The sequence below is a fragment of the Chryseobacterium sp. RLHN22 genome (assembly GCF_051011795.1).
In the GTDB taxonomy this organism is placed as follows: Bacteria; Bacteroidota; Bacteroidia; order Flavobacteriales; family Weeksellaceae; genus Chryseobacterium; species Chryseobacterium zhengzhouense.
On record NZ_JBPCHW010000022.1, the window covers coordinates 1 to 22,508 of the forward strand.

Genomic DNA, 22,508 nt, shown 5'->3' on the forward strand with positions numbered 1-22,508 from the left:
GATGATTTAAAGAAACTGGATGAAACGCTTTCAAAAAATAATTTCAGAAGAATTCAGGAAGACCACAAAAAAGTTTACGATAACGTAACGACTTCCATCAACATAAAAAAAGGGGCCAACGAAGGAAGTAAAAGTGACGGAAGTATGATTATGCCTAATTTTACAACCAATTGGGAAAATATTGTTGCTGGCTTTCAGGAAATCATTAACAATAACGTAAAAAACTAAAAAATAAGTTGAGAACTCATTTCATTGCTATTGGCGGAAGCGCAATGCATAACCTTGCAATTGCACTTAAAGATAAAGGATATCAGGTGACAGGTTCCGATGATGCTATTTTTGAACCTTCAAAATCAAGATTAGAGAAAAAAGGAATTCTTCCCGAAGAAATGGGTTGGTTTCCTGAGAAAATCACATCTGATATCGATGCGGTAATCCTTGGAATGCACGCTCACCAAGACAATCCCGAATTGGCAAAAGCAAAAGAATTAGGTTTAAAAATATATTCTTATCCGGAATTTCTTTACGAACAATCGAAAAGTAAAACCAGAGTTGTCATTGCCGGTTCGCATGGCAAAACAACCATCACTTCTATGATTCTTCATGTTCTGAATTTCCATCAGAAAGATGTTGATTACATGGTTGGAGCACAGTTGGAAGGTTTTGATTGCATGGTAAAACTGACGGAAGACAACGACTTTATGGTCTTGGAAGGCGATGAATACCTTTCCTCTCCTATCGATTTGCGTTCGAAATTCCTTCTATATCAACCGAATATTGCTTTATTGAGCGGGATTGCATGGGATCACATCAACGTTTTCAAAACATTTGACGATTATATTGAGCAATTCAGAAAATTCGTTGCAAGCATTACGCCGGGTGGAGTTTTAGTTTATAATGAAGAAGATGCGGAAGTCGTAAAAGTGGTAGAAAGTGCTGAAAATTATTTCAGAAAAATGCCATACAAAACTCCTGAATATGAAATCAGCAACGGAAAAGTTCTTTTGAAAACAGAAATGGGTGATATTCCGCTTTCCGTCTTTGGGGCGCATAATTTGCTGAACCTTGAAGGAGCGAGACATATTTGTCATACTTTGGGAATTATGGATGAGGAATTTTATGATGCCATTATGAGCTTTAAAGGCGCTTCAAAACGTCTTGAAAAAGTAGAAAGAGAAGATAAAGGGATTCTTTACAAAGATTTTGCACACGCACCGAGTAAAGTAAAAGCAGCTGTAAAAGCATTCTGTGAGCAGTTTAAAAACGAAAAAAAATACGCTTTCCTTGAACTCCACACCTATTCAAGTTTAAATCCTGTTTTTCTTGAACAATACGATCACGCTATGGACGGATTGGATGAAGCCATCGTTTTCTATTCTGAAGATGCTTTAAAAATTAAAAGAATGGAACCTATCTCTCCTGAACTAATTAAAGAGAAATTCAAAAATGAAAACCTGAAAGTCTTTACCAACGCCGAAGAACTTCATGCATATTGGGATTTATTAGATAAAACTAAAGGAGTTTATATGATGATGAGTTCCGGGAATTTCGGAGGTTTAGACTTAACAAAATAAGTAATTGCAGGCGAAGCGAAACACATCTCTTATTTTAGTTGATAACTATAAAAAATCGCTTTTAAAAGTTTTTGAAAGTGATTTTTTATTTTTAATTATACTCTTTAATTAATTTTTCTAAAATATCCTGTGTAGAATCTTCGCTGTAATGATTAATCGACTGACCAGCCCACAGATTAACAAACTCAGCATTTTTAGCTGCTCTTGCAATTCTTCTCAACTCTCCCGTCAATTTATTCTGATAAGGATAGGGCAAAATATATTCTGAATTTTCGATGGTTTCAATAAATTTATTTCTGACTCCTCTTGCATAGCGCCCGGAAAAACTTTTCGTTAAAACAATTTCATTTTCATTGACTTTTTTGAGCCTCTCTTTTTCAAAATCCCGCAGAGCACTTTCTTTTGATGCCAGTAAAAGACTTCCAATCTGAAAACCCTGTGCTCCCAGTTCTTGTGCAGCTCTCAGAGTTTTTCCATTATATATTCCACCTGCATAAACCAAAGGAATTTTAACAGAATCATAAACTTGGGAAAGCAGAGAAAATCCACCAATTTTAGGAATATTTTCAGAAACAAAACTTCCTCTGTGACCTCCTGCTTCGATTCCTTGAACACAAATAACATCAATTCCTGAATTTTCCAGCTCCAAAGCTTCTTCTACCGAAGTGCAGGTTCCCATCAGAATCGTTCCATTTTCTTTTAATCTCTGGATATTTTGATGGTCTAAATTTCCAAAAATGAAACTTAAAGCTTTACAGTTTTCAGCAATAATTGCATCAACCTGTTCATGATAAGAATTGACTTTCATGTCTTCTAAATTAGGCAGACTTGCTTCTATATTATTTTCATACAACAATTTTTCAAGGAACTTTTTCGTTTTAAGATATTGCTGCTTCAATTCTTGCGTAATTTCAGGAATATGATGAACAAAAATATTGACTGCAAAAGGTTGTTCAGTCAGTTTCTTTGTTTTTTGAATAAGTTTAATAGATTTTTCGGCAGAAAGGTCTGCCAAAGCCAACGAACCTAAACAACCTGCGTTTGCCGCTGCAACAGTCATTTCGGGCGTGCTTACTCCAAACATGGGAGCTTGTATGATTGGATATTTTATATCGAATATTTTACAAATTGAATCTTTAAACTTCATAGACAATTTTTTGAATCTCACAGATTTTGCTGATTGTGCAGATCTTAATATTTGAAAATCTACATTATCTCTGAAATCTGCGAGAAATTACTATTAAATATCCGCAACAGCATTGAGCATTTTTTCTTCCCAAGCCGGATCTTTCGGATCAAAAAACAATCTTTTATTTGTATCTAAAGATCGTATCATATTCATTTCGTTTTCCGTAAGTTCAAAATCAAATACATTAAAATTCTGCTCAATTCTCGAAGGTGTTACCGATTTTGGAATCACACAGAAACCTTCCTGCAAATGCCATCTCAAAATAATCTGAGCAATAGATTTATTATGATGAAAAGCAATTTTTTTAAGTAAAGGATTGTCTAAGAGTTCTGCATTTCCGTTACCAAGCGGACTCCAGGGTTGGGTTACAATATTGTTTTCTTCATTATAAGCACGAAGTTCTTTCTGCTGGAAAATCGGATGCAGCTCAACCTGATTAATCACCGGAGAAACGGTAGAATGAGATTTTAATTCTTCTAATTTTTCAATGGTAAAATTGCAAACTCCGATTGCTTTTATTTTTCCTTCACGATACAGTTCTTCCATCGCTTTCCAGGATCCTAAAAAATCTCCGAAAGGCCAATGAATAAGATACATATCGAGATAATCCAGCTGTAATCTGTTTAATGTTCTCTGAAAAGCCGATTTTGCTTTTTCGTAACCATGATCCTGAACCCAAAGTTTTGAAGTTACAAACAATTCTTCACGGTTAATTCCGCTATTTTTAATAGCTTTTCCGACCGCTGTTTCGTTCTGATAAATCGCAGCCGTATCAATCATCCTGTAACCAACCTCAATTGCTTTGACAACCGCCTTTTCACATTCTTCCAGATTTTCCATTTGCCACACTCCGAAACCTAAAGCCGGAATATCAACTCTATTATTCAATGTAATCACGGGTTGTCCTGAATATTTCTTCTGATGCATAATATTTTTGTTTTGATTTTAATGTCTTTCAAATTTCGGATATTTATTTAGAATTTTATAAGTTAAAACTTTTAAATATTTCAACAATAAATCATCGTTTCTTGAGTTTTACTAAAAAATATAAACCTGCATTCTCATTTTAAAACATTTATGACGAAAAAAATATTCTCCCTATTTCTTGTTATTGTACTTAACATATTTTCAAGCGCACAGTCTTTTAGCCATCAAAAATATATTCTGCTCGGCGAACCGACTCATGGCGATGGTGCTGTATTTGATGAAAAAGTAAAAATCATCAAAAAATTACATCATGAAAATCAATTCAAAACGGTTTTGTTTGAAGCAGGATTTTATGATAATTATAAAGCATCGGAACTATCAAAAACCAAACAGGATTTTAGTTTGTACAATGAAAGTATTTTCTCAATGTGGTCTGAAACTAAAGCTTTTCAGGAACTTTTAGAGTATGTAAAACAAAATCCTGAGATAAAAATTTTAGGAATTGACTGTCAGGAAGGAAAAGTCTTTCAAACTCATTATCTCAATGATTTAAAAGAAGTTTTGACGAAAAACAAACTCAACTTTGCTGAAGAAGAATTCCAACTCATCGATAAAACATTAATTTTCAAAGATTTAGAACATTTAAAAGGCAATACATTCGAGACTTCAAAATTATATTCTGTGTATGATAAATTTCTCAAAGCTTTAGCATTTATAAAAAATAAAGATTTTAAAACAAAAGTTATTGAGCAGACTTTTAAAAGCTCAAAAGCAGAAGTTGATTATATGCTAACAATCATTAATAGTAAAAAATTTCCCGTTCAAAATCCGCGTGATCAACAAATAGCTGAGAACTTCATTTTTCTCCAAAAAGAGCTAAAAGATGAAAAACTGATTCTATGGGCTGCAAACTATCATATCGCAAATGATTTAAGCACATTCAAAACTTCTGAAATCAGCCTTGATTATATTAGAAGAATGCATATTCAGGAAAAGGATTTAACTGGACATAATGAATCTTCATTGGAATCCAATCTTATTAGTATTAATGAATTGGAAGATGCTATTCCAATGGGAAAAATTCTTAAAGACTATTATAAAGACCAGTTATTCTCTGTAGCATTCACAGCATATTCTGGAAATTATTTGAGACAACACGAAACTGTTATGCCTATTCTCACTCCACCACAAAATAGTATTGAATTTGATTTATTTTCAAGCAACAGTCCTGCAATTTTAGTAGAATTAAAAAATTATCCAAAAAACGAATTTTATTCTTCAACACTAGGTTATTTCCCTGTTTTAATGCAATGGAAAAATGTTTATGACGGCATTTATTATATTCCGAAAATGTATCCACCTGAGAAAATTTCTTATAAAGTAAATGAACAAAATGAGTTTAAATTAGACAGCAATTCTAAAATAAAAGGTAAAATAACAGACTCTGAAAATATTCCGGTTGCTTATGCTGATATTTATTATCAATCGACAAAAAAAAGCGTTGTTGCAAATGAAAATGGAGAATTCAGCATTTCGAAATCTTCTTTAGCAAATGATTATTTGGTGATTTCTGCGATTGGTTATCAAAATGATTCAATTTTAGTTTTAAACTTAAAATCAGAAAATACTTTTAAACTTAAACCTTCTTCGGAAAAATTTTCGCAGATTGAAGAAGTTATTTTAAAAGGTAAAAAAGCAATATCAGCAAAGGAAATTTTAGAAAAAGCGAAAGAAAATATAGAGCAAAATTACATTCAGACTCCTTATCATCAGAAGTTTTATGTAAGTGAACATCGGTATGATAATAAAGATAAATTAAATTACAGTGAAGAAGCATTGGTCGAAATTTTTAATAGAAATGGTTTGAATAGCTCCAACAATGTTGAAAATAATATTTATGGAGAAATTTTACAGTATAAAAGTCATACCGAAAATTCAGACAAAGATAAGTGGGGCGGTGTCGGAAATTTGTGGGTACAGCTGAATCGGGATATAATTTTAAGCAAATCCAATGTTTTGTACAGAACCTCATCGTATGATTTGTCGAACAAAAAAGTAATTGAGTATAATGGTAAAAAAGTCTACAAAATTGATTTTACCAATAATTCTCCGGGAGCATATTCTACCGGTTTTGGTTATCCCGCTCCGGAAAGTTCGTCAGGAACCATTTATATTGACACTAAAAACTTTGCAGTGATTCGTTATGAACATTGCATTGTGAGAAAGCAGCATCAGTATAAAAACTCGAAGTATCCCATGCAAAACTTTCACAAAATTATTGAGACTTATAAAGAAGTTGATGGCAAATATTTTATGAATTTTTACAAACAGATTAATAAAACCAATCATCTAAAAGATGGTAAAATTTTTGCAACTACTTATGGAAATTTCTATCTCATGTCTGAAGATATTAATACGAATCAGATTACAAGATATGACCGCCCAATTATTAAGTTAAAGCAAGATTTCATTCCAAAAGCAAACAGTGAATTCTGGGAAAGCAATAATTTTTACATCGAAGACAGAGAATATAAATTTGAAAATTGTAACTTTAAATAATTAAAAAAATTTAAGCTGCATTTTCTAAAGCTTAATCTAATTTAATTGTAATGCCCACAACAACTTCTCCCCGCCAAACTGTAAAAAAAGTTCTGCCGCTGATTCTTGCGACAGCTATTTTTATGCAGATGCTCGATTCTACGATTCTGAATACTTCTTTGCCTTCCATAGCGAAGGATTTGAATGAATCGCCACTCAATATGCAGAATGCCATCATCAGTTATGTTCTGACATTGGCGGTTTTTATGCCTGCAAGCGGATTTTTGGCGGATCGATTCGGGACGAGAAAAGTTTTTGTTTTTTCTTTGGTCTTGTTCAGTTTAGGATCTCTGTTTTGTGCAATTTCTCAGAATCTGACGCATTTGGTGATTTCAAGGGTTATTCAGGGAGTTGGCGGAAGCTTGATGACACCCGTTGGAAAATTAGCTTTAATTAAAACTTTCGACCGAAACGAATTATTAAAAGCGATGAATTTCGCAATTATTCCTGCATTAATTGGTCCTGTTCTCGGTCCTTTGGTTGGCGGATATATGGTTGATTATCTTTCGTGGCACTGGATTTTTCTCATCAATATTCCCATTGGGATTTTAGGAATTGTTTTGGGTTTAAAATTTATGCCTAATTACAATTCAAAAGATACCGATTTTGATTTAAAAGGTTTTTTAATTTTTGCAGCCGCTTCGCTCCTATTATCTGTTTCGCTTGAACTTTTTGGAGATATGCAGAATATCACCCCGGTTTTAGTTATTTTTATTTTAGGATTTTTATTTCTATACTATTATTATCATCACGCCAAAAGAGGCGGAAACCCAATTTTTCCTTTAAGTTTATTCCAAGTAAGAACTTTTAGAGTAGGAATTGTAGGGAATCTCGCCACAAGATTAGGAATCAGCTCTGTTCCGTTGCTGCTTCCGTTGATGATACAAATTGCCTATGGTCAGACTGCAGTAATTTCAGGTTGGATTATTGCTCCAATGGCTTTAACGGCGATGTTCGGAAAATCTTACGTCATTAAAATTTTAAATCGATACGGCTACAAGCGAACTTTAATGCTTAATACAATTGTTATCGGAACTTTGATCTGCTGTCTGGCCATTCCGGATATTCACACGTCAATTTTCTGGTTTATTCCGGTGATTGCAATTCTGGGATTTTTCAATTCTATTCAGTTCACTTCGATGAATACCATTTCTATTGCCGATTTAAGAAATTTTCAGACCAGCAGCGGAAATTCATTGTTATCTGTGAATCAACAGCTCGCTATCGGTTTCGGAATTGCTTTCGGATTGATTGTGTTAAAAATTTATGAAAACAATGCAGAATTGGTTGGTGGTCATATTCACAGCGCATTTCGATATACTTTTCTTACCGTAGGAGCTTTAACAATTTTATCATCACTCGTTTTCAGAAGATTACACGTTTCTGACGGAAGAAATATGAAATCCTCAGAGTAAGTGAATTAGCGTTAGAAAGTTTGAGAATTCTGGAGTAATTTCTAAATTCAAACACTCTCACGCTCAAACATCCAACCGAATCCCTCCGACACAACTTACCACACATCAATGTGAGAGAAAACACGTTGCTCTAAATTTGTTAAAAATTAAAACAAACAATATTATGGCAACTAAAAATATAGAAACTATCATTTCACCCAAACCTGCACACTTTGTAGGTGACGGTTTTAGGGTGCATAATTTTATTCCGGGAACATATCCTTTGACCATGAAAAGAATGGATCCTTTTTTGGTGTTGGATTATAATGCCAAATTTCATTTCAATGGTTCGGAAGCCCCTCGAGGAGTAGGCGTTCATCCGCACAGAGGTTTTGAAACGGTAACAATAGCTTATCAAGGAAAAGTAGAGCATCATGACAGCGCAGGAGGTGGCGGAATTATTGGTGAAGGAGATGTACAATGGATGACGGCAGCAAGAGGAGTTTTGCATAAAGAATATCACGAAAAAGAATGGTCGAAAGAAGGCGGAATTTTCCAAATGGTTCAGCTTTGGGTAAATCTTCCTGCTAAAGATAAAATGAGTAAACCAAAATATCAGACGATTAAAAACAATGAAATACAAAAAGTAGATTTAGGTGAAAACGGATTTGTAGAAGTTATTGCTGGAGAATACGAAGGTATAAAAGGTTCTGCTTCTACTTTCAGTCCGGTAAATCTCATGAATGCCAAATTAAAATCCGGCGGAAAAGCAACATTTAATTTTCCTGAAAACTTCAATACTGCAGCTTTGGTTGTTGAAGGAAGTGTTCTTGTAAATGGAGAACAAAAAGTTCAGACCAATCATTTTGTACTTTTTGAAAACAAGGGTGAGACATTCACTCTGGAAGCAGCTGAAGATTCTGTCATATTAATTCTCAGCGGCGAGCCTTTAAACGAGCCTATTGTTCCGCACGGTCCTTTTGTAATGAGTACCCAACAAGAAATCATGCAGGCTTTTGAAGATTTCAATACCGGAAAATTCGGGTATCTGGAGGATTAAATTTCAGACATCAGCAAATTTAAATATAAACATCATGAAACCACAATTTGAAAACATCCCATTAGTAAAAAACGAAGATAAAAAGAGATTTGAAATTGAATCAGACGGTCATTTTGCGTTTATCAACTACAAAGAAACAAGTCAGCAAATTGCTTTAATCCACACAGAAGCCGAACCTGAACTGGCAGGAACCGGAGCAGCTGCTGCAGTGGTAGAAAAAACCTTAAAGTACATCGAGGAAAGCGGCAAAAAACTTCTTCCGTACTGTCCGTATGTTTTTGCATTCATCAAAAAAAACCAGGAATGGAAACCTATTGTAGAGCAAAGATTTGAAGGCTACGGCAAACTGTAAAAAACTATTTCTCGGTTTTTAAAAGGTCTTAAACTGAAAGATTTTTAGCCCTTTTAAAAAAGAATAATTAAATTTAAAAAACTAAAACTAAAAAATTATGATGTCAAATATAGGCCTTATCGTAGAAGAAAGAGCTGCAGATATAGGCAATTTCCTGGTAGGAAGACTGTTACCGTTCAGGGAAAAACGTTCTGTAGGTCCATTTATTTTTATCGATCACATGGGACCAACTTGCCTGAAAGAACACCAGAATTTTGATGTTCCGCCGCATCCACACATTGGACTTTCAACACTTACCTATCTTTTTGAAGGTTCCATTTTCCACAGAGACAGCCTGGGTTCCGCCACGGAAATAAAACCCGGCGCTGTAAACTGGATGACTTCCGGAAAAGGGGTTGTACATTCTGAAAGAACTCCTGATTATCTGAAAGATTCACCACAGTTTTTGCATGGTTTTCAGATTTGGGTAGCGCTGCCTAAAGAACTGGAGCAGACAGAACCTTCATTTTTTCATATTGAAGCGGAAGAAATTCCGTCCTGGACTGAAGGCGATGTTGATTACAAGCTGATTGCAGGAGAAGCTTTCGGAAAAAAATCGGCTGTTCCCGTTCACAGTCCGCTTTATTTTGTTGAAATTAAAAGTAAGACTAAACAAAAACTTAATATCGGGCATCATCTTTTTGGTGAAGTGGGAATGTATGTTTTGGAAGGTACCGTAAATATTGAAGGCAACGAATACGGAACCAAACAGCTCATGATTGCTAAAAATGCTTCTCTTTGTGAGTTTGAAATTAACGAAAACAGTACGATATATCTTTTCGGAGGAGAACCTTTTCCTGAAGAAAGACACATTTTCTGGAATTTTGTAAATTCAGACAGAGAAAAGATTGAAGAGGCGAAAGTTAACTGGAATGACCAGAATTACGAAGCGTTTCCGTTGATTCCTGGAGACGATCAGGAATATGTACCTCTTCCTAAAGCGATATTAAACAGAAAAATAAGAAAATAAAATCCTAAGTTCCTATGAAAAAAATTGCATTGATATTGATGCTGACTTTTGCTTTCATATATAAAGCGCAGATTATTTCTGAACCTAAAAACAATCCTGAAGAATGGTCGAGATCTTATGAACCTTTCAGAATTGCAGGTAATTTATACTACGTAGGAACTTATGATCTTGCTTCTTATCTGATTGTTACCAACAAAGGAAATATTCTGATTAATACAGGATTGGCAAACTCGTTACCGATGATTAAAAACAATATTAAAAGGCTTGGTTTTAATTATAAAGATATTAAAATTCTTACCCTTACTCAAGCTCACTTTGATCATATGGGTGCAATGGCAGAGATAAAAAAAGAAACCGGAGCTAAACTCTATGTGGATGCAAAAGATGCAGAAGAACTAAAAAGCGGTGGGAAAACCGATTATGAACTTGGGAAATATGGTGTAACTTTCAAACCTGTAAAGCCAGATTATCTTTTAAAAAATAATGATAAAATAAAACTCGGAAATACGACGCTTACTTTGCTTCATCACCCCGGTCACACAAAGGGTTCTTGCAGTTTTTTGTTTGAAACAAAAGATCAGAACCAGACTTATAAGGTTCTGATTGCAAATTTGCCATCCATCATTATTGACAGAACATTTTCTGAAGTAAAAAAATATCCATCCATACAAAATGATTATGCAGAAACATTGATAGCAATGAAAAAAATAAATTTTGATCTTTGGGTAGCTTCACATGCAAGTCAGTTTGATCTGCATGATAAAAGAAAAGAAGGAAATTCTTACAATCCGAGATTGTTTATGGATAAGGAAAATTATTTTAAAAGGTTACAAAATCTGGAAGAGGATTACCTCAAAAAAGTAAAAGAAGACACAAAAAATTAACATGAAAATATTAGCATTTGCAGGAAGTACCTCTTCCACATCCATCAATAGAGAACTGGTAAAATCTGTACTGAAAAGTTTTCAGGATGATGAAATTAATTTAATCGACCTTAATGATTATGATATGCCGGTTTTCTCCGTAGACAGGGAAAAGAAGGGTTTTCCCAACGAAGCGCATCAATTTTTAAAAGTGATTGAAGAATGCGATGTAATTATTTGTTCTTTAGCAGAACACAATCGTTCTTATTCGGCTGCATTCAAAAATGTTTTCGACTGGGCTTCAAGAATCAATGTAAAAGTTTTTCAAAATAAACCGATGCTACTGATGTCTACCTCTCCCGGAGGTTATGGTGGCGGAAATGTGATGAATACGGCAAAAACATTTTTTCCGCAATTCGGGGCAGATATAAAAGAAACTTTTTCATTACCGAAATTCTATGAAAACTTTGATACAGAAAGTGGTATTATCAATCCTGAAATGCGGGACGAACTCAACAACAAAATAGAAAATTTTAAGCAACAAACTAAATCCTAAGAAAATGGAAACCCATAAATACTCAAACGGTGAAATCAATGTCATTTGGCAGCCTCATAAATGTATTCACGCAGGAATTTGTGTAAAAACGCTTCCGAGAATCTACAATCCGAAAGACAGACCTTGGATAAAAGCTGAAAATGCAAGTTCAGAAGAACTTATCAATCAAATTAAACAATGCCCTTCCGGAGCATTATCATACGAAACTCTAACTCAGAAATAAATGGCTGTAACTGTAAAAGCAAGCTTAGGCACAACAAAATATTACACAGAAGTTGTCGCAGGAGAAAATACTTTAATCACTGACGAGCCCATCGATAAAGGCGGACAAAACAAAGGCTTTAATCCTTTTGAAATTCTCGCAACTTCTCTGGCAAGCTGTACTGCAGCAACTTTAAGAATGTACATCGACCGAAAAGAATGGAATGTAGAAAAAATTGACGTGGAAGTCGAGCTGGAAAATTTTCCGTTGACAAAATTGGCAGTTTTTAAAAGAAACATTAGTTTTGAAGGAAGCGATCTGAATGAAGAGCAGCTGAAAAGGCTTCATACGATTGCAGATGCTTGTCCGGTGCACAAAATATTACTTAACGAAATACAAATTCAAACCAAATTTTCATAAATATGATAAACGTAAAACAAAACAACGACGAAAAACACGGAAGCTTTGAAGCAATAATTGACGGAAACAGAGCCGGATTAATGACCTACACCTGGGCAGGAGAAGACCGATTCATCATCGATCACACTGAAGTGGAAGAAGCTTACAATGGAAAGGGTGTAGGAAAAGAAATGCTGATAAAAGCAGTAGAATTTGCAAGAGAAAACAATAAAAAAATTATCCCTCTTTGTCCGTTTGCAAAAGCAACTTTCCAAAAAAATGAAGATTTGCAGGATGTTTTATAGACTGAGGCTAAGGTAAAGGCTAAGAAAATCCCACAGATAACACAGATTCTCACAGATGATTGAGAATAAATCTGTTATAATTGCCACGAATGCGCGAATATTTTTAATTGATTTAAAGAAAAATTTGTGCATTCGTGGTATTTTTTTTAAGCTGCCACAGTAAGAACTGTGAAAATCTGCGAAATCTGTGGGATTAAACTTATAAAAATTAGTGTATTCAAATTGTATGTTCAAATTAATCTCGGATTTTATTACTAAACTTCCAACATCCAACATCCTACATCTCCGCTTCCCAAAAAAAACTATATTTGCTGAAATTAATTTTCAAGCATGAATCCGGGAACGACACTTCTGTTATTTGTTTTTGTTTATTTCGTGGGACTTTTGGTGATTTCTTATTTCACCAGCCGAAATTCTGACAACCAGTCTTTCTTTATCGGTAACAAAAAAAGTAAATGGTGGCTCGTTGCCTTTGGTATGATCGGAACCAGCCTGAGTGGCGTGACTTTCATTTCCGTTCCGGGAACAGTCGGAAAAATGACCGGAAGCGAATATATTTTTGGAGGTTTCGAATATTACATGATGGTCATCGGGTTTTTCATCGGATATTTTATCGTGGCCGCAATTCTTCTTCCGCTCTATTACAAGATGAATCTCACCTCGATTTATACCTATTTAGGGAAAAGATTCAATGTAGAAGCGCACAAAATCGGTTCGGTATTTTTTATTGTTTCGAGAGCAATTGGTGCAACGGCGAGATTGTATTTAGTAGTCAATGTTTTACAGATATTTTTGCTCGAGAATTTAGGCGTTCCGTTTTGGGTGACGGCTTTAGTACTTTTATTAATGGTTCTTTTATACACTTTTGAAGGCGGAGTAAAAACCATTGTGATTACCGATACTTTGCAGACTTCATTTATGATTATCAGCTTAATTGCCTGTATCGTTTATATTTTATCCAACTTAAATTTATCTTTCGGAGAAGCTTATACTATTTTAGAGCAGAAAAACTATACGCATTTTATCAATTTTGATCCGAATTCAAAAACATTTTTTCTGAAAACTATTCTAGGTGGGATTTTTATTACTATCGCAATGACAGGATTGGATCAGGAAATGATGCAGAAAAATATTTCGGTAGACAATCTTCAGAATTCAAAGAAAAATATGCTGACTTTCGCAGGAACTTTACTTTTTGTGAATTTAGCTTTCCTATTTTTAGGTGGATTACTTTATCTTTTCGCATTACAGAACGGTGCAGAATACGGACAAACTGTAAATGGTGAAACGGTATCAAATATCTTCGGATTTAAAGATGCTTCCGGTAACATCAACAATATTATGGGAGATGATTTGTTTCCTGCTTTGTCACTTCAGGGGCATTTCCCGATGATTATCTCTGTTATTTTTATTATCGGTTTGATTTCAGCACTTTTCCCTTCTGCAGATGGAGCTTTAACAGCTGTTACGAGTTCGTATTGTGTAGATCTTTTAAATCTCAATGAAGATAAAAGCAAAACCGAAAAAGAGAAAAAACGTCTCCGAATGAAAGTTCATTTGACATTTACAGTTGTTTTCTTTATTTTAATTATGGTGTTTAAAGCCATGAATGATAAGTCGATTGTTTATTTAATCATGGAAATCGCTGGCTACACTTACGGGCCGCTTTTAGGACTTTTTGCCTTCGGAATTTTTACCAAATTTCAGATCTCAAAAAAGTATTCTATCCTTACCGTAACACTTTTAGCTCCGGTATTAACCTATTTAATTAATTATTTAGTCACAGAAACGACCAATTACAGAATTGGTGTTGAATTGATTATTTTGAATGGTTTGCTGACGTTTATTGGATTGTGGTTGGTGAAAAACAAAAGTTATTTGAAAGTGGTTTAGAATAATTCGGGCAGCTTTTACCGCCTTCCGCTCCCGCTTTTTTGTTTCACAAAAAGAGCTCCGCTCAAGTCGGGCTGCAATTAAAATACAATATAAAACTTTGTCAGAAATTTTCAACTTTGACAAAATAATCAAACAAAATCCGGGTAAAGTATCCGGATTTTTTGCATTTCCATAAGCCGACAAAAAATTGTAGCTTTGTGTGCAAATAAATCAAAAAGAATGAGTAAAAGTATTGAAGAGCTGAAATCTCTTACAACACAGATCAGAAGAGACATTTTAAGAATGGTTCACGCTGTAAATTCAGGACATCCGGGTGGAAGTTTAGGCTGTACTGAGTATTTCACAGCACTTTATGGTAAAGTAATGAACTACAATCTTCCTTTCACAATGGAAGGTAAAAATGAAGATCATTTCTATCTTTCAAACGGGCACATTTCACCTGTTTTCTATTCTACTTTGGCTAGGTTTGGCTTTTTTCCCGTAGATGAATTACGAACTTTCAGAAAGCTGGATTCAAGATTACAGGGTCACCCTACAACCCATGAAGGTCTGGAAGGCGTAAGAATCGCTTCAGGATCTTTAGGACAAGGGCTTTCTGTAGCTTTAGGTGTTGCACAGGGAAAAAAATTAGACGGAGATCAGTCTTTGGTTTACTCACTTCACGGAGACGGAGAATTGCAGGAAGGGCAAATCTGGGAAGCTTTGATGTATGCAGCTGCAAACAAAGTAGACAATATCATTTCGACAATCGATTATAACGGACAACAAATTGACGGAAGTACAGAAAATGTACTTTCATTAGGAAATCTACATGCAAAACTGGAAGCTTTCGGATGGACCGTTTTGGAAGAAAAAAACGGGAACGACCTTGAAGCGGTAATTGCCATTTTGGAACTGGCAAAAACTGAAACAGGAAAAGGAAAGCCTGTTGCCATTATTCTTCATACAGAAATGGGTAACGGTGTAGATTTCATGATGGGAACTCACGCTTGGCACGGTAAAGCACCGAATGACGAGCAGTTGGATACCGCTTTCAAACAATTATACTTAGAAGCTCCGGCAGATTATTAATATGAATGATGATTGATGGATGATTTATCTCAGATCAGTTATCAAACATCAATAATCAATTATCTAAAATTTACAGAAATGAAATATACATATACAGAAAAAAAAGATACACGTTCAGGTTTTGGAGCTGGTTTAGCTGAATTGGCTGATAAAAATCCAAATGTAGTTGCCCTTTGTGCTGACCTTATCGGTTCTTTGAAAATGGAAAAATTCATCGAAAAAGCTCCTGAAAGATTTTACCAGGTTGGTATCGCAGAAGCAAACATGATGGGTCTTGCTGCAGGTTTAAGCATCACAGGGAAAATTCCTTTTACGGGAACTTTCGCCAACTTTTCTACTTCAAGAGTGTATGACCAGATTCGTCAGTCGATTGCATATTCAGATAAAAACGTTAAAATCTGTGCTTCGCACGCAGGTCTTACTTTAGGAGAAGATGGTGCAACGCACCAGGTTTTGGAAGATATCGGTATGATGAAAATGCTTCCTGGGATGACGGTAATTAATCCTTGTGATTATAATCAGACAAAAGCTGCTACTCTTGCTATTGCAGATCATCACGGTCCAGTATATTTAAGATTCGGAAGACCAACTGTACCGGTTTTCATTCCAGAAGATATGCCTTTCGAAATCGGAAAAGGAATTATGCTTCAGGAAGGAACTGACGTAACCATCGTGGCGACAGGTCATTTGGTTTGGGAATCTTTGGTTGCTGCTGATGAGCTTGAAAAAGAAGGGATTTCTTGTGAGGTAATCAACATACACACGATCAAGCCTCTTGATGAAGAAATTATTTTAAAATCTGTTGAAAAAACAGGTAAAATTGTAACTGCTGAAGAGCACAATTATCTTGGTGGTTTAGGAGAATCTGTTGCGGGAATGTTAGCAAGAAGAAGACCTACAAGACAGGAATTTGTTGCGGTAAATGATACTTTCGGAGAATCTGCAACACCTGCTGAATTGATGAAGAAATATAAAATTGATGCTGCTGCAGTGAAAGAAGCGGTGAAGAGAATTTTAGCTTAATTATTTCTTGATATATTTAAAAAGCATCCAAGTTTTGGATGCTTTTTTATTTTTTTAGTGTCGCTCCTACGGAGCTCGAATATCACCAATTTATGTTTTTGCTACAAAGCTTTTGCTCCTATGGAGCAAACATGAGCTCTTGATATTTCCGGTAAAGCCTATAGCTAATTAGACAAAAAGAAAGCGGCCAAAAATCCGCTCTATTGATTTAAAACATTCATCTATATTTATAAATAGTTTATCTGAAAAACTTCCACTTTGGAATTATTGCGAGCATCCCAAATCCGGTAAATAAGAACAGATTGGTAACATCAGAGTACAGGAATGTTGAAAGATAATAATTATGCATAAAGAAGTGCATCAGAAGCATTACAGGAAATAATACAATACCTATTTTTCGGTAGAAATACATCAGTACAATTCCTGCAATCATCAAAACATCAACAGAGAAAATGAGATAAAAATAACCTTCAGGAATGTTTAATTCTTTATGTTGCAGATATTCATCAAAATCGAGTCCGATTCCCATAAAAGTAAACAAAAGCAAAGAAGCCAATGCCAAAATAAAACCCCATCCTTTTTTCGGATCTTCATCAAAATAACTGTATTCTTTGTATTCTTTTTCCATAGTACAAAAATAAAGAACTTATGAATGATTTCATAAGTTCTTCGGTATTTATATCGTCTAAAATTTGATTAAATCGAGATTGCGTTGATCAATCTGTTTTTGTCGCTTAAATATTCTTCCATAGAGATCATAGATTCAGTTCTCATTACGTCCTGAATATCGTCTATTTGGTAGATAATTCTTTTAGCGTCGTTTGTATTTTTAGCTCTTACCTTGCAGAAGATATTGTATTTCCCTGAGATAACACTCGCTTCGATAACGTTTGGAATACTTGATAACTCTTTCAAAACCTCTTGCGTACGGTTTGATTTTGTTAAGAGAATTCCGATAAAAGCCGTGAAATGATAATCTAGTTTACCATAATCAAGGTTAAGAGATGATCCTAAAATAATACCTGCATCTTCCATTTTCTTCACTCTTACGTGAATTGTACCCGCAGAAACATCCATCTGCTTAGCAATTTCTGTAAAAGGCATTCTTGTATTTTCTACTAAGAAATCAAGAATCTTCTTGTCTATTTCGTCCAGTTGATAGTTCATATATAGTGAAATTATATTTTTCTTAAAAAATGTATAATTTTTTTACAAAATTAAAAAAAATAATTAAACTAAAAAAATTATATCAAATATTAACAATAATTAACATGGATGATAAAAATCATTAAAAATTCCGAACTATTTACCCCCTGATTTTACAGAATCTGTTTTTATTTCACCATCGTCATCCAATTCTTTTTTTCTGTTTTTCTTCTTTTTGAATAAAGAATTGAAGCTTTTACTCCAAACAATACCGCCTCCATACGCTTGATTTGCAGAACCATTTGTACCAACAGTTCCCACACCCATACCGATATTGGTAGGCTTAGAATATCCTCTTAAAAGAAGTGTACCATCATTTTTCTTAGAAATATCATATTCGATAGTACCTTCACCTGAAAGATAATTATTGTTTGTATTTTCAGTTTTTGTAAGTGGAATTCCCAAACCTGTTTTTACCGTAACTCTTGGTGATAAATCAAAGCTAACTCCTGCATTCGCACGGTCACCATTATTAGAACCCGGATCAGACTTTACATAATTTAAATCTACCTGAAACTGATTACTGATATTATTAAACACAGATCCCAGTTGCTTAAGAACCATATTATATCCTGTGGACTCTGCCACTCCTACTGCATCTATTTCAACTCCACCCGCATCTGCAACATTAAAATTATTTAAAACCAGAATAGATCCAAACTGTAATACATTTTCTCCTTCAGTTTGGTTTATTTTTGTCGCTAACGTTTGCTCTACCTGGCTGGAAACATCTAATGCTACAACATTAGGCGTTAACTTAGGATCCGTTAAAGTATTTGTAATTTTCATTTGAAGCAAAATCTTAACAGGAGGTAACTGCCCCATATTAAGATAAGTTCCAGCATTTGAAACCACTCTTGTATAATTTGCAGTAATGTCTAATGCAGGTTTCATGGCATCACCATCCCAATGAATGCTGCTGTTCTTTTGAATCTGGAAGGTTCTGTTCAAAATTGCTTGAGAAACAAAAGTTCCGTTTTCCACATTATAGGTTCCGTTCATAGCGATATTCCCTTGTCGGTTCATCTGAAAACGCAAGTTGTTCGCCATACCTTTTACAGTAATATTTCCCACATCATCGCCCACCAAAACATTCACCGTTGTTCCTTTATCAACATCAAGGTTAAAATCGATATTCATATTGGCACCGGTACGTTTTTTATCTTCAAGAGTTACAAGACCATCTTTTCCTTCTTTTAAGAACCTCAGCATTTTGAATTCTTCCACATTTGAGGTTGAGCCTGAATTAAAAGTAAATGTACTTCCGTTTAGTGCTTTCATATTCGGTGTAGAAAGATTTAAAGCAGAAACCGGTCCGTCAACATAAAGATCACCCTGCCCATAAACCCTTCCCCAGAATAAATCGTAATCTTTCTGAGTGGTATTCAGCATTAATAAATTATCGGCTCTCATAACGAGGTTGACACCCATTGAAGACAGGGTTTCAAACTGTATCGCACCGGAAATTGTCCCTTGTGAATTTGATCTTCCGTCGTGAACTGCAATGTTATTCAAAACAGCAAGCCCCTTGGAAAGCGGAATAACTGTATCGTCGAATGAATAATCTACTCCTGTAAACAAAAGTTTCAAACCAAATTCCTTTAAAGCAATATCACCACTGTAATCAAGATTCTTCAGAGTCCCGTTAATTCTTAAATCACCCGTTGCTTTTCCTCTTAAGTTTCCGAAAACACTCTGTACAAATTGCTGGGTAAATGCCAGATCGAAATCTCTTAGCTCCGTTACAAAATCAATGGTTGGAGAAGGCGTGTTATTATTAACTGTCCCGGTCAAATGCAAATTATTATTCCCGATTACCCCTGCGGAAGTTACTTTTACATCAACATCATATACATTTAAAGAGAAACCGTTCACCGCAGAAATTGTGAGATCTCCCATATCATTACCATTCATCATAATGTTATCTACCGTAAGATCTACCAAAGGCTGCAATGTACTTTTATCCATTTTAATCTTCACATTACCATTTGCGAGACCTTTAATATCCATCGGATTTCCGCCTGACTGCATTTCAAGAATTTTTTCAATCTGGAAATTCTGTACTTCAGCATCCACATAAAAATCTTTAGCCGATTTAAATATAGATTCATTAACTAATAATGAACTGTCATCGGAATAAATTTTCAGATTATGAATTTCAAAATCACCTGTGCCTTTGCGATAACTTATATAATGATCGAGATCTGGACTTGTATCGACTGCCCATTTAACGTTGTTGAAATTAACTTCAGTCGGTTCAAATCTGAAAACATAGTCTCCAGCAGGATTTGTTGACTGATTAAAGTTAATCGCATAGTTTTTCATATTTTCATTAACCTCATCTTCAGGACTTCCGTGCTGGAAATTCGTAGCAATTCTTAAAACTGTACTGTTCTCATTTTTTCCGGTAAGAGTAATATTTTTAAGAATATTTTTATTGTATTCGAGGCGGCTTATCTTTGCATAAAGCTGCTGATCGGTATTCGCCGTATTGATTCTTACCATCACACTGTCAACCATGGCGCTGTCACGGGTGACCATAATTCTGTCATCAATCTTATAATCGGGATTAGCTTCTGCCAAAGCACGGTCCGCATCAGTAATTTCTTCTTTTTTGGTCATTACATACTTTAAAGAAGAAGCATCGACATTCAGAATTAAATTATTAGAATCACCGTCATACTCTCCTTCAACTTTTGCACCCTGAGGAAGCTTTAGATCCGGAAGGAAATAAGCAACCAGCCCTTGTTCAACATCGAAATTCATGACAAAAGCCTGTCCTCGATATAATTTTCGTGGTTCCGGACCGACAAGAATTTTCCCTAAACCATTTTCAATCATTCCTGCTAAATCGGCGAGATTATATTTTCCTGAAATCTTCCCGTTAACAGCACCCGGCGCATCGACCAATATCGAACGCTCTCCCCCTTCGACAAAAGTTTTAAGCTTAGCATTCGGAATATGATATTTCTGACCTGACGTCGCAAAATTTACATTAGAAGCTTCAACATCCAAATTCAAATCATTGATATTTGACATTGCCATCTTTCCGTTTACTCTACCGCTTACCACCTGACTTCCCGCTTTACCAGTAAAATAGTTCATATTTAAATAAGCAACATCTGCATCGACATTTGCTGAAATTCTTGAGGTACTGAAATCGATTAAACCTTTCACAGTAGCTTTTGCCTGTTCGTCATTTACTGTAATCAGACCGTTGTATTTTTTATGATCTAAAAGACCATCCAAAACAACATTGTTGATCTCCTTATTCATGATTTCGATACTTGAAATCTGAGATTTTGTGCTCAGACGCATCGTATTGACATCAAAACTTTGTCCGTCTAAATTGAATTTACCAGAAATCAAACCAACTGCTTTACTTTTCGTAATTACCGAAGTATTTAAATCATTTACTTCCGCATAACCTTTGTATTTAGGCAAATTCGAACTGAAGTCCGTTAAAGAAAAATTTGAAATTTTCGCCTGCCCTATTCCAGTCATCAGATTTCCCGATGAAACAAAAACCTCTTTGGGTGTTACGCTTGCTGTTCCGTTATATTTTAATTTACCAAAATCATCCGCAAAGTTTTTCATCTTTGAAGAGATGAATTTCGGCATCATAGCCTTTAAATCTTTATAGGTGAAATCCGCCGAAAGGTCATTGGTTTCAATTTGAAAATTACCTTTCAGTAAATCTTTAGCTTTCAGTTTTTTGGTTGCAATATTGACACTTGGATTTCTAATAAGGAAATTTTCTAAAGTGAAATTGTTTAGCGGGCCTGTCATTTTTCCGCTCGCATTAAATGGTATGAAATTATCCCAATTGGTGACAAAATAAGAAATATCATAACCACTTATCTGGCTTCCCAGTTTCATATTCATGTCCCATTTCACCTTATTGGTAAAATCTGCCCACGAACCTTTATTCAGATTAAATTTTATATCACCCTGAAGAAGAGAATGATCAGTATTTAAAGTAAGATCTCCCAAAGACAGAAAATCTTCCGTCATTGCAAAGTCAGTTGAAAAGGTTTCTACAAAGTGAGATTTTCCCCATCTTTTGGTAATGAAGGTAAAATTATCAATCCGTGCATTGATATCAGCTCCGTTGACTTTAACCTTAGGGGCAACTAAATTAACATTATCTGCAGTAAGCCATTTCCCAGGTTCTCCGGGAGAGTTTTGGTTAACAATAGAAACTTTAGAATTGAGAATTTCCAGTCTTGCATTAAGCTGGAATGGTGGCTTTTTCGGGTCACGTTTTTTGCCGCTGTCGAAAAGCTGAGTAAATCTGATAAAGTTTGAAATGCTATCGCCTTTATAAGTAATGACTTTTATATCTGCATCTTTCAGCGTCAATCCGTTAAAACTTAAAGAATTATTTTTCCCAATATTGGTAGCTAAAGAAAACCAGTCAGAATTGGCTTTAAATTCTCTTACTTTAATGAAGTCTAAATCTTTATAATCTTTGATTCTTAAACCTTTAATGGTAACATCTCCAAAGAAATCAACCTCTACACTTTCGGTGGACATTTTAGCTTTAAAATCTCTGTTAACTATTTGCAAAGCCTGATCTGCAGCCCACCTCTTGGTAACCGGTAAGTTGATTGCAATAAATATGATGACTACAATAGAAAGAACAGTCCAAAAAAGAATCAATAATAATTTTGCCCACCAAGAATAGCTCACTACATCTTTTGCAGCCTGTTTTCCAAATTCCTGAGCTGTATCGATCGGGTGTTTTATAGCGTCGGAAGCAAGCTCAGAAGCTTCTTTTACAGTCTCCTGAACATTTTCTACGGTCTTTTGTACCTGGTCTCCCAAGTTTTCAGCTACCGATTTTTTGTTCTCATTTTCGTTATTATTCTCTAACTTTGCCAT

19 protein-coding genes and 1 pseudogene are annotated in these 22,508 nt (G+C 35.0%); 15 read left to right on the forward strand and 5 right to left on the reverse strand.

The window, feature by feature from the left end; all coding sequences use genetic code 11:
• Both ACR1PN_RS17360 and ACR1PN_RS17365 read left to right on the forward strand, forming a co-directional pair.
• Nucleotides 1-228 (forward strand): annotated as a pseudogene (locus ACR1PN_RS17360) (hypothetical protein); the annotation flags it as partial.
• A gap of 8 nt (nucleotides 229-236) precedes the next feature.
• Complete coding sequence (locus tag ACR1PN_RS17365; protein WP_433981053.1) at nucleotides 237-1,574, forward strand: UDP-N-acetylmuramate--L-alanine ligase; 1,338 nt, start codon at nucleotides 237-239, stop codon at nucleotides 1,572-1,574.
• Nucleotides 1,575-1,665: 91 nt separating this feature from the next.
• Here ACR1PN_RS17365 and ACR1PN_RS17370 read toward each other — a convergent pair whose 3' ends face one another.
• Together ACR1PN_RS17370 and ACR1PN_RS17375 are read right to left on the reverse strand one after the other, a co-directional pair.
• Complete coding sequence (locus tag ACR1PN_RS17370; protein ID WP_433981054.1) at nucleotides 1,666-2,721, reverse strand: NAD(P)H-dependent flavin oxidoreductase; 1,056 nt, start codon at nucleotides 2,719-2,721, stop codon at nucleotides 1,666-1,668.
• A gap of 93 nt (nucleotides 2,722-2,814) precedes the next feature.
• Nucleotides 2,815-3,690: an aldo/keto reductase gene (locus ACR1PN_RS17375; protein ID WP_433981055.1), complete on the reverse strand. Its 876-nt coding sequence runs from the start codon at nucleotides 3,688-3,690 to the stop codon at nucleotides 2,815-2,817.
• Between the two features lie 150 nt (nucleotides 3,691-3,840).
• Here ACR1PN_RS17375 and ACR1PN_RS17380 point away from each other — a divergent pair, with 150 nt between their 5' ends.
• The 13 genes from ACR1PN_RS17380 to ACR1PN_RS17440 all read left to right on the forward strand — a co-directional run bounded on the left by ACR1PN_RS17380 (nucleotide 3,841) and on the right by ACR1PN_RS17440 (nucleotide 16,418).
• Complete coding sequence (locus ACR1PN_RS17380; RefSeq protein WP_433981056.1) at nucleotides 3,841-6,249, forward strand: erythromycin esterase family protein; 2,409 nt, start codon at nucleotides 3,841-3,843, stop codon at nucleotides 6,247-6,249.
• A 50-nt stretch (nucleotides 6,250-6,299) separates the two neighbouring features.
• On the forward strand, nucleotides 6,300-7,703 hold the full coding sequence (locus ACR1PN_RS17385; RefSeq protein ID WP_433981057.1) for an MFS transporter: 1,404 nt from the start codon (nucleotides 6,300-6,302) through the stop codon (nucleotides 7,701-7,703).
• A 163-nt stretch (nucleotides 7,704-7,866) separates the two neighbouring features.
• Nucleotides 7,867-8,742 (forward strand): pirin family protein, encoded by an 876-nt coding sequence (locus ACR1PN_RS17390; RefSeq protein ID WP_433981058.1) that lies wholly within the window; start codon nucleotides 7,867-7,869, stop codon nucleotides 8,740-8,742.
• Nucleotides 8,743-8,776: 34 nt separating this feature from the next.
• Nucleotides 8,777-9,094: a GNAT family N-acetyltransferase gene (locus ACR1PN_RS17395; protein WP_433981059.1), complete on the forward strand. Its 318-nt coding sequence runs from the start codon at nucleotides 8,777-8,779 to the stop codon at nucleotides 9,092-9,094.
• Nucleotides 9,095-9,194: 100 nt separating this feature from the next.
• Nucleotides 9,195-10,103: a pirin family protein gene (locus ACR1PN_RS17400; RefSeq protein WP_433981092.1), complete on the forward strand. Its 909-nt coding sequence runs from the start codon at nucleotides 9,195-9,197 to the stop codon at nucleotides 10,101-10,103.
• A 14-nt stretch (nucleotides 10,104-10,117) separates the two neighbouring features.
• Nucleotides 10,118-10,987, forward strand: a complete 870-nt coding sequence (bla, locus tag ACR1PN_RS17405; protein ID WP_433981060.1) for a subclass B3 metallo-beta-lactamase — start codon at nucleotides 10,118-10,120, stop codon at nucleotides 10,985-10,987.
• Between the two features lies 1 nt (nucleotide 10,988).
• Nucleotides 10,989-11,522 carry an NADPH-dependent FMN reductase gene (locus tag ACR1PN_RS17410; RefSeq protein WP_433981061.1) on the forward strand — a complete coding sequence of 178 codons (534 nt, stop codon included), beginning with the start codon at nucleotides 10,989-10,991 and terminating at the stop codon, nucleotides 11,520-11,522.
• Nucleotides 11,523-11,526: 4 nt separating this feature from the next.
• Nucleotides 11,527-11,745: a (4Fe-4S)-binding protein gene (locus ACR1PN_RS17415; protein WP_433981062.1), complete on the forward strand. Its 219-nt coding sequence runs from the start codon at nucleotides 11,527-11,529 to the stop codon at nucleotides 11,743-11,745.
• On the forward strand, nucleotides 11,746-12,144 hold the full coding sequence (locus ACR1PN_RS17420) for an OsmC family protein (protein WP_378175314.1): 399 nt from the start codon (nucleotides 11,746-11,748) through the stop codon (nucleotides 12,142-12,144).
• Between the two features lie 2 nt (nucleotides 12,145-12,146).
• The gene (locus ACR1PN_RS17425) at nucleotides 12,147-12,428 is read left to right on the forward strand and encodes a GNAT family N-acetyltransferase (protein ID WP_433981063.1); all 282 of its coding nucleotides are present in this window, start codon (nucleotides 12,147-12,149) and stop codon (nucleotides 12,426-12,428) included.
• A 330-nt stretch (nucleotides 12,429-12,758) separates the two neighbouring features.
• Complete coding sequence (locus tag ACR1PN_RS17430; RefSeq protein WP_433981064.1) at nucleotides 12,759-14,321, forward strand: sodium:solute symporter; 1,563 nt, start codon at nucleotides 12,759-12,761, stop codon at nucleotides 14,319-14,321.
• 222 nt (nucleotides 14,322-14,543) lie between these two features.
• Nucleotides 14,544-15,395 carry a transketolase gene (locus tag ACR1PN_RS17435; RefSeq protein WP_378175326.1) on the forward strand — a complete coding sequence of 284 codons (852 nt, stop codon included), beginning with the start codon at nucleotides 14,544-14,546 and terminating at the stop codon, nucleotides 15,393-15,395.
• A gap of 78 nt (nucleotides 15,396-15,473) precedes the next feature.
• Nucleotides 15,474-16,418, forward strand: coding sequence for a transketolase family protein (locus ACR1PN_RS17440; protein WP_433981065.1), 945 nt, complete (start codon nucleotides 15,474-15,476; stop codon nucleotides 16,416-16,418).
• A 238-nt stretch (nucleotides 16,419-16,656) separates the two neighbouring features.
• On the opposite strand, the gene ACR1PN_RS17445 is transcribed toward ACR1PN_RS17440, so the two are convergent.
• The 3 genes from ACR1PN_RS17445 to ACR1PN_RS17455 form a co-directional block, all read right to left on the reverse strand.
• Nucleotides 16,657-17,046 carry a hypothetical protein gene (locus ACR1PN_RS17445; RefSeq protein ID WP_433981066.1) on the reverse strand — a complete coding sequence of 130 codons (390 nt, stop codon included), beginning with the start codon at nucleotides 17,044-17,046 and terminating at the stop codon, nucleotides 16,657-16,659.
• 68 nt (nucleotides 17,047-17,114) lie between these two features.
• On the reverse strand, nucleotides 17,115-17,585 hold the full coding sequence (locus ACR1PN_RS17450; RefSeq protein WP_034674082.1) for an Lrp/AsnC family transcriptional regulator: 471 nt from the start codon (nucleotides 17,583-17,585) through the stop codon (nucleotides 17,115-17,117).
• A gap of 135 nt (nucleotides 17,586-17,720) precedes the next feature.
• Nucleotides 17,721-22,508, reverse strand: coding sequence for a translocation/assembly module TamB domain-containing protein (locus ACR1PN_RS17455; protein ID WP_433981067.1), 4,788 nt, complete (start codon nucleotides 22,506-22,508; stop codon nucleotides 17,721-17,723).

What these genes read in the sequence shown, in the direction of transcription:
- ACR1PN_RS17370 (WP_433981054.1), bottom strand. Translation starts at nt 2,721, where the DNA reads ATGAAGTTTAAAGATTCAATTTGTAAAATATTCGATATAAAATATCCA.
- ACR1PN_RS17375 (WP_433981055.1), bottom strand. Translation starts at nt 3,690, where the DNA reads ATGCATCAGAAGAAATATTCAGGACAACCCGTGATTACATTGAATAAT.
- ACR1PN_RS17380 (WP_433981056.1), top strand. Translation starts at nt 3,841, where the DNA reads ATGACGAAAAAAATATTCTCCCTATTTCTTGTTATTGTACTTAACATA.
- ACR1PN_RS17385 (WP_433981057.1), top strand. Translation starts at nt 6,300, where the DNA reads ATGCCCACAACAACTTCTCCCCGCCAAACTGTAAAAAAAGTTCTGCCG.
- ACR1PN_RS17390 (WP_433981058.1), top strand. Translation starts at nt 7,867, where the DNA reads ATGGCAACTAAAAATATAGAAACTATCATTTCACCCAAACCTGCACAC.
- ACR1PN_RS17395 (WP_433981059.1), top strand. Translation starts at nt 8,777, where the DNA reads ATGAAACCACAATTTGAAAACATCCCATTAGTAAAAAACGAAGATAAA.
- ACR1PN_RS17400 (WP_433981092.1), top strand. Translation starts at nt 9,195, where the DNA reads ATGTCAAATATAGGCCTTATCGTAGAAGAAAGAGCTGCAGATATAGGC.
- bla (WP_433981060.1), top strand. Translation starts at nt 10,118, where the DNA reads ATGAAAAAAATTGCATTGATATTGATGCTGACTTTTGCTTTCATATAT.
- ACR1PN_RS17410 (WP_433981061.1), top strand. Translation starts at nt 10,989, where the DNA reads ATGAAAATATTAGCATTTGCAGGAAGTACCTCTTCCACATCCATCAAT.
- ACR1PN_RS17415 (WP_433981062.1), top strand. Translation starts at nt 11,527, where the DNA reads ATGGAAACCCATAAATACTCAAACGGTGAAATCAATGTCATTTGGCAG.
- ACR1PN_RS17420 (WP_378175314.1), top strand. Translation starts at nt 11,746, where the DNA reads ATGGCTGTAACTGTAAAAGCAAGCTTAGGCACAACAAAATATTACACA.
- ACR1PN_RS17425 (WP_433981063.1), top strand. Translation starts at nt 12,147, where the DNA reads ATGATAAACGTAAAACAAAACAACGACGAAAAACACGGAAGCTTTGAA.
- ACR1PN_RS17430 (WP_433981064.1), top strand. Translation starts at nt 12,759, where the DNA reads ATGAATCCGGGAACGACACTTCTGTTATTTGTTTTTGTTTATTTCGTG.
- ACR1PN_RS17435 (WP_378175326.1), top strand. Translation starts at nt 14,544, where the DNA reads ATGAGTAAAAGTATTGAAGAGCTGAAATCTCTTACAACACAGATCAGA.
- ACR1PN_RS17440 (WP_433981065.1), top strand. Translation starts at nt 15,474, where the DNA reads ATGAAATATACATATACAGAAAAAAAAGATACACGTTCAGGTTTTGGA.
- ACR1PN_RS17445 (WP_433981066.1), bottom strand. Translation starts at nt 17,046, where the DNA reads ATGGAAAAAGAATACAAAGAATACAGTTATTTTGATGAAGATCCGAAA.
- ACR1PN_RS17450 (WP_034674082.1), bottom strand. Translation starts at nt 17,585, where the DNA reads ATGAACTATCAACTGGACGAAATAGACAAGAAGATTCTTGATTTCTTA.
- ACR1PN_RS17455 (WP_433981067.1), bottom strand. Translation starts at nt 22,508, where the DNA reads ATGGCAAAGTTAGAGAATAATAACGAAAATGAGAACAAAAAATCGGTA.